Source organism: Chromobacterium alticapitis (genome assembly GCF_002924365.1).
GTDB classification, from domain to species: Bacteria; Pseudomonadota; Gammaproteobacteria; order Burkholderiales; family Chromobacteriaceae; genus Chromobacterium; species Chromobacterium alticapitis.
Genome location: NZ_PQWB01000074.1, coordinates 1 through 6,595, shown reverse-complemented (window position 1 = coordinate 6,595; position 6,595 = coordinate 1). Strand labels below are relative to the sequence as shown.

4 protein-coding genes and 4 pseudogenes are annotated in these 6,595 nt (G+C 57.1%); 4 read left to right on the top strand and 4 right to left on the bottom strand.

The features are described 5' to 3' along the window. Positions 1-90: 90 nt before the first annotated feature. A pseudogene (locus C2I19_RS22525) lies at positions 91-788 on the bottom strand (IS3 family transposase); the annotation flags it as partial. A 12-nt stretch (positions 789-800) separates the two neighbouring features. On the opposite strand from C2I19_RS22525, the gene C2I19_RS15630 reads away from it, so the two are divergent. Further along, on the top strand, positions 801-1,361 hold the full coding sequence (locus C2I19_RS15630) for an alkaline phosphatase family protein (RefSeq protein WP_103903600.1): 561 nt from the start codon (positions 801-803) through the stop codon (positions 1,359-1,361). A gap of 138 nt (positions 1,362-1,499) precedes the next feature. Here the strand turns inward: C2I19_RS15630 and C2I19_RS15625 are convergent. Both C2I19_RS15625 and C2I19_RS15620 read right to left on the bottom strand, forming a co-directional pair. Further along, positions 1,500-1,856 (bottom strand): annotated as a pseudogene (locus tag C2I19_RS15625) (integrase core domain-containing protein); the annotation flags it as partial. 22 nt (positions 1,857-1,878) lie between these two features. After that, positions 1,879-2,756 (bottom strand): annotated as a pseudogene (locus tag C2I19_RS15620) (ISAs1 family transposase). A gap of 476 nt (positions 2,757-3,232) precedes the next feature. Here C2I19_RS15620 and C2I19_RS15615 point away from each other — a divergent pair. Together C2I19_RS15615 and C2I19_RS15610 are read left to right on the top strand one after the other, a co-directional pair. Further along, positions 3,233-4,321: a DUF8225 domain-containing protein gene (locus C2I19_RS15615; protein ID WP_103903599.1), complete on the top strand. Its 1,089-nt coding sequence runs from the start codon at positions 3,233-3,235 to the stop codon at positions 4,319-4,321. Next, the gene (locus C2I19_RS15610) at positions 4,321-5,910 is read left to right on the top strand and encodes a Dyp-type peroxidase (RefSeq protein WP_103903598.1); all 1,590 of its coding nucleotides are present in this window, start codon (positions 4,321-4,323) and stop codon (positions 5,908-5,910) included. The genes C2I19_RS15615 and C2I19_RS15610 overlap by 1 nt, the downstream gene beginning before the upstream one ends. A gap of 207 nt (positions 5,911-6,117) precedes the next feature. Here the strand turns inward: C2I19_RS15610 and C2I19_RS15605 are convergent. After that, positions 6,118-6,318 (bottom strand): annotated as a pseudogene (locus C2I19_RS15605) (IS5/IS1182 family transposase); the annotation flags it as partial. A gap of 72 nt (positions 6,319-6,390) precedes the next feature. Here C2I19_RS15605 and C2I19_RS15600 point away from each other — a divergent pair. Then, positions 6,391-6,595, top strand: a 205-nt coding sequence (locus tag C2I19_RS15600; RefSeq protein WP_500778865.1) for a transposase, incomplete at its 3' end; no start/stop codon positions are given.

Sequence of the window (6,595 nt, the reverse complement as noted above, 5' to 3'; positions counted from 1 at the left end):
GCCACAGCCGCTTACGGTGGTTTGCAACCTGCTCCTGCAAGCCGATTGCGAGGGGCCTACCCTCATCTCCTACGCCGCTTGCTGCGGCACACTGATGTCGGTTGTCCAGACTTGATCCGGCGCCGCCACGTCAAATTGCCGATTCAGCAGGTTGGGGGCCACTGGCAATGCATGCTTGCTGTTCGTCGTCGCCTTATAGCGCCGCTTGTGCCTGGCGCGGATGCCGTGCAGCGTCATCAGCCGGCGGATGCGAGCCTTGCTAACCGGGAAACCGCGCGATTTCAGCTCCTGGCAAATCCTGGGTGAGCCGTAAGCGCCGTTAAACTCGGCGTGAACGCTGCGGATGAGCGCCAGAAGCTGGGCATCTGACAGCCACAGCGTCGGGCCGCCGCAGCCTTTCCAGTCGGCAAAGCCACTGGTGCTGACAGACAGCAAGCGGCACAGCGATTGCAAGGGGTAGGTGTCGCGCATCTTGTCGATCCAGGCGTACTTCACTGCGACTTCTTCGCGAAGTACGCCGTCGCTTTTTCCAGGATTTCGAGCTCCATCTTGAGGCGAGCATTTTCGGCACGCAGGCGAGAGAGCTCCATCTGTTCGGGCGTGATCGGCTTGCCCGTGCCGCCGGTCAACTTGCCGGCCTTGTGGGCTTTGCGCCAGTTGGCGAGCGTCTGCTCGGCAATGCCCAGTTCACGGGCAACCTGGGCCTGAGGCTTGCCTTCAGACTCAACTTGCCGGACGGCTTCTTGTTTGAATTCGGCGGTGTAACTCTGCCGTGGAATCTTGTACATCGGTACCTCCGTATGCCAGTTTACCTGGCTACGCTTGGTATCCGAAATCTGCGCCCAACCTCAGAGTGCGGCGGATGCTACGACCACGTTGCACCACCTTGGGGCAAAGGCGTCGTAGCGCCTGATGGAAGTGTGGACCACAAGTACGGCTTCGATTTCACCCGGCTCGGGCCACGCGTCCCGACCATACTGGTGTCGCCACTGATCAGGGCCGGCACGGTATATCGCGCACCTTCTGGGGCGGCGCCATTCGAGCACACGACATTGCTCAAGACCATTGAGGCACGCTGGAATCTGCCCAATTTGTCTGCACGTGATGCTGCGGCGTCTGATATCGGCGGCGTACTCACGCTGTCGACGCCGCGCACCGACGATCCCCTGGCAAACGTGCAGGTTCCGCATTTCGACGGTCCTATTCCATCGGCCGCGGATGTTACTCACATCCAACAGCTGCACGCAGACGCGCTGGAGGCGCATCCCGCCGTGATCGCCAGCGGCGAGGTTCGCAAGAATCGGCCGACCAACAGTGTCGAGTTCGAGAACTACCTGCGCAGCCTCAGCGCACATACCTGAATCACGTCCAGTCAGCCAGGTCGGGCACATCTAGGGTCGCGAAGCCGATGCGACAGCCCGACCTAGTCCCAGTGCTTGTTCTCACGAACACTGCACGGAACTGAGGTTACCCGCGCTTTCCGGTCACCAAGGTAGCGGTTATGCGGCCTGCTTTTCTCGCGTCAGCCAGGCTGCGTAATACGCTGTCGGCGACTGGTAGTTCAGCGAGGAGTGCCGCCGCTTGCGATTGTAAAACACCTCAATGTAATTAAAGAGGTCTGCCTTGGCATCTGCCCTCGTCGCGTAGCGACAATGAAAGACGCGTTCATTCTTCAGACTATTGAAGAAGCTTTCCATCGGCGCATTGTCCCAGCAGTTCCCCTTGCGGCTCATCGATGCCGCCATCCCATAACAGCGCAGCAATTGCTGATAGTCGTGGCTGCAGTACTGGCTGCCCCGATCGGAATGATGCAGCACGCTCGCCTTGGGTTGCCGGCGGAACCAGGCCATTCTCAACCAGGGCAATCGCACCTTCTCGTCATAACGGACTCATGCCCAACAGCTCTGCCAGAGCCTCATCATCCCAACCAGCCCGCTTGCGTCGTACGCGCATGCTCTTCTTGGCCTGAAATGGCGAGCTGCGCAGCAGGTTGAGAGCGAACTTCAACAGCAACGCAAAATTCTGGGGGCCATGATCTTCGCGCAATGGGCATTGATCTTCCCGGAAAATCACATCCAGACACCAATGCAGGCCGTTCTCGATCGCCCAGTGGCGGCGGACGGCCTGCGCCAACGCCTCCGCGCTCAGCTCGCGCGACGATAGGTAATAACGCTGCTCCAGCGCCGACTCGCCTTGCCCATCCAGTCGCATCGAATCCACGCGCCCCACCGTTTTGCAACCCGGCCAGGCGACGGCATCGACAAAACCCTCTGCTGGCGCAGTTGTCACGTATTGCAGCACAGTGCGGTCAACAGTGCGGGAATGGCGGTAATCTCATTGCTTTTGTCTGCCACCTTTTCCTGCCCCAAAGCCAGCCCCAGCTCGGTGGCGAAGGCGCTGACCATGTGCACCGGGCTGTGTTGGGCGCGAGCGGTGCCACGCAGGCATTTGCCGTCGATGGCGATCTGCTGGAACGAGCCCAACAGCCCTTGCGTCCAGCTGCGGAAGGTGGCTTCGAATTGCAGTGGATCCAGCAGGCGAAACACGCGGTTGACCGTATCGAGCGAGGGAATGCCGTTCTTCAGCGGCAGAAAACGCCGCAGCCAAGCTTCCTTGGCTTCTGCCCACTCGACGACTTCCACGAAACTCTCCGCGCCGGCGAAGATAGCGCAAACGGCAATGACCAGAATTTCTGGCAGGGGATGGGCGATATAGCCTCCCGTTCTCGGTTCTGGCACATCGGCCAAGTGTTCCATCAGCGTACCCATTCGGTTCCGGCAAAGTCGGAGAGTTCACCTCAAGTCGGGGTGGATTGGCAAGAGTCTTTCATTATGACAAAAATGTGCGATTGCCCTGCCTTGGTCGTAGGTCAGCGTTTTGCACAAGGCTCGCTCCAATATAGGCCAAATCACTTTAGGTATTCTCTCGCATAGATTTGTGCGGGAGCTATTCTACATTTCATCCTAGCTAGTCCATTATCAGGAAACGTTTATCCCCGCCAACCTAGCAATGGCACATTGCAGTTGAGAACTATCTGGCTGGTGAAGTAAAGGCAGAACGTATGAGCTTACAGGACGCACAACACGGGATCGCTGCAGATTGGACGCAGTACATCGATGCAGCGAATCAATGAAGGGGTGGTGTGTCATTGGGTTAGCCATTGGTGACACAGACAAAGCTTAACGCGTAGTGATGGAACACTTATTTCGATCAAATCGTATGAGGAGGAATCATGCAGCTATCCGCACCTGGCAGCCTTACGGATTTCACGACCAACGAGCAACGTAGTGCGTGGTCGGATCAACTATCGACAGAGATCAACGACGCGATCGCTGGAATCAACAAATGCACGGCTGCTGCACAGTATGTGAACCCTGCATTGGTCGACGTGTCGGCGTTTCAACGCAGCCCGATCCATTGGGTGGGTTTCCCTAATAGCCTTTACGCTCAGTTTAATACCAAGCAGCAAGCGTATGCGACGGCGGATGCACCATCAGTGGTAGACAACGGTAAGTTGACCGGAGGCCGAACCTCCCAAGACGAATATCTTGAGTGGTACATTCATCGCGACCAACAAGGCAATATCCGTGCCGTCGATTTCACTACCGAGACGCAGAGGTATTGGGAGTTTCTGTATGCGGCAGATCCCGAGTTGGCGGCGGCGACCTATTCCAAGGTACTCGGTATGCAAGTCAACAGCGGCGATATCTCTACGCCGGATAATACTTACGACCCCTACAACAAGTTCAACACCACCAATGGCATTGTTCACCTAGTGCAGCAATTCAATACGTTGGGAGCTGAACTTGATATTGCGGTTCAGTCGACACTACCTCGGCTTGATGGCGACAACAATGTGACCAACGATGTGGTGTCTTGCAAGCACTGTAGCTCAGCAGACCCCTTGGGAGATGCCGGTAGAAATAGCGACCCGACGATTGCACAGATGGTGAATGCGGTTGCGGCAACCGGTTGCTATTTGACCATTCCCGACCCCGTTGGTCTGTACATCCAAGCCCTTGATAGCTCTGGGTGGACTATGCCTGCCGGCGTGACCTTGGCAGATTGTTGGAAAGTCACGCGCGGAACGCCCGCTGTTCGTGCGACATTCACAGTGCCATCGGGCACACAACTATCCGATTTCTCGATCGGTGGCATCCCAATCACGTATGCAGGCCAGATCGCCGAAAAGATCTCGGTTTTCCTAACGGCTGCCTATGGCCCTCAAGGCGCAGTTCCCCTACCGCCGGCGCGTCCATGTTCGGGCCAAGCGGAAGGAGGGGTACCAGCTAAGCGTACGTCGCGCCGGATGACGAAGTGATGGCGCAGCCGTTTGAACCCATACTCGATGGCGCTGAAATCCAGGGCGATATTCTTGCCGGATTCAGAAAGGACCACGTAAGGCTGCTTTTTATCAGCGTAACTGACGTGGCAGTGCCTGCGTTCAAGGCGTGGATTCGAGCCATCGCACCGAAGTTGGCCTACCTTGACGCCGTTGCGGACTTCAATAGGAAGTTCAGTACGGCGCGTCGGGCTTCCGCTGACGGTCGGGATCCGCCCATGTCTGTAACATGGATGAATTTGGCCATTAGTGGACAAGGCGCGAAGCGACTGCTCTCACAGGATCAGTGGTCGCAACTCGATATCACGTTCTTGAACGGGCCAACTGAGGACGCCACATTAGTCGGAGAACCCGACGCCGGCTCTCCCGGCGGGTCCCGAAGTTGGCTTGTTGGCGCACCAAACCAAGGTCACGACGCATTACTCATTATCGCGGGTGATGAACGAGCTGAAGTAGACAACACCGCCGCTGCCCACAAGGACGAGCTCCTTCAGTTGGTGGCGAACGTAGCTGCAGTCACCGTTCGATTGGAATCCGGCGATATCCGGTCCGCGCAAAAAGGTCACGAACATTTTGGATTTAAAGACGGGATATCACAGCCTGGCGTGCGCGGCCGCATTGGAACGGCAACTGGTCCATATGTGACGCCCCGCGTGCTGGACTCCCAAGATCCATGGTATGCGTTGTACGCGGCACCTGGTCAGCCATTGTGCTATCCAGGTGAGTTTGTATTGGGTTACCCGCGTAAGCATGAAGGCAGCGACGATCCCAATGATACCGTTGTGGACCCTACCACGCCGCTGACCAAGCATGGATCCTATCTGGTTTACAGGCGCTTGCGCCAAGATGTCCCCGGGTTCATCGCCGCGGCTGAGACAATGGCTGCGCAGCTATCACAAAACCCGTCTTTTGGGCCCCGCACTACTGCATTTGCTGCTGCCTGCCTGGTGGGACGCTGGCCAAGTGGCGCTCCCGTCATGCGAACGCCGTTGGCGGACAATCAGAAGTTGGGTGACGATAGCTATGCCAGCAACAATTTCCAGTTTGTGCAGGCAAGCCATGTGCCAAAGTACAGTGCGGGCAGCGAGATACCTCCCGATGATTTTCCTCAAGCTCGAGATGATACCTTGGGCAGCACGTGCCCATTTAGCGCCCACATCCGCAAAGTTAACCCGAGGGATCAGACCACGGATCAAGGGCCGGCTACTCGGACGCTCGAACATCGGATCCTCAGGCGCGGTATTCCATATGGTGTCGACTATGACCCGACGAAACCTGGTAGTGATAAGGAGGAGCGCGGACTTCAGTTCCTTTGCTATCAATCGTCGATTCAGCGAGGGTTCCAATTCCTCATGAATCAGTGGGCAAATTCGGCGGATTTTCCTCTAGGCCGTGGTTACGATATCGTGATTGGGCAGCGGGGCGAGGCATCGCGATCAGTCACGGTGTTGGCGCCGGATAACTCTCCGGTATCCGTGACGTTTCCACAGCGTTATGTGGTGACTACGGGAGCTGCCTACCTGTTTTCACCGTCGAAAACCGCGCTACTGAGTTGTTTCGGCGCCTGATGCCAGGACTGAAAAAACGTCACTGCTGATTTCCCTTCCCGTATTGCAGCCCGTCGTGCCTGTTAGCGCCGGAATGCGGGAGGGGGAGGATCGCATCTCGATACTGTTACGCCGGTTCATATTGTGACCGGAACCATATCTTGGCCGCGCTTGGGCGCTGTTGCATAAATCCTGAACAGATCGAGGCTCCCCTTTCCCTAAACGGATTTACGCCACAGCCACCGTACAAGGACGGCCCATCATGCTGAAGCGGTTCAAGATGGCTGCGCGCACTTGCAGCTCTGCCACTTGACCATCGAAACGACGGGCCGTCACCCTTTCACCCAACCGTTTGAAGCAACCCATTTTGGTTTCCACCAAGCTGCGGCGATGATAGCCACTCCAACGCTTCCAGATCGCCCGGCCTAGCAGGCCGTTGAAAAACCAACAGCCATTCATTTGGTATAATCATCAACATCCAACGAGCCGCGAAAGCACCCGATGAGAGGCGTCCGCAACGACACGCAGACCAATCTGTTCAGCTACATCCAGCTGGAGGATCGCATCCCGGCCAATCACCCACTGCGCAAGATCCGCCAGATGGTCGACCTGGTGCTCGGCTCGATGAATGACGTATTCGACGGCTTATATTCCCGCGTCGGGCGGCCTTCGATTCCGCCCGAACATCTGCTGCGCGCCTCCCTGC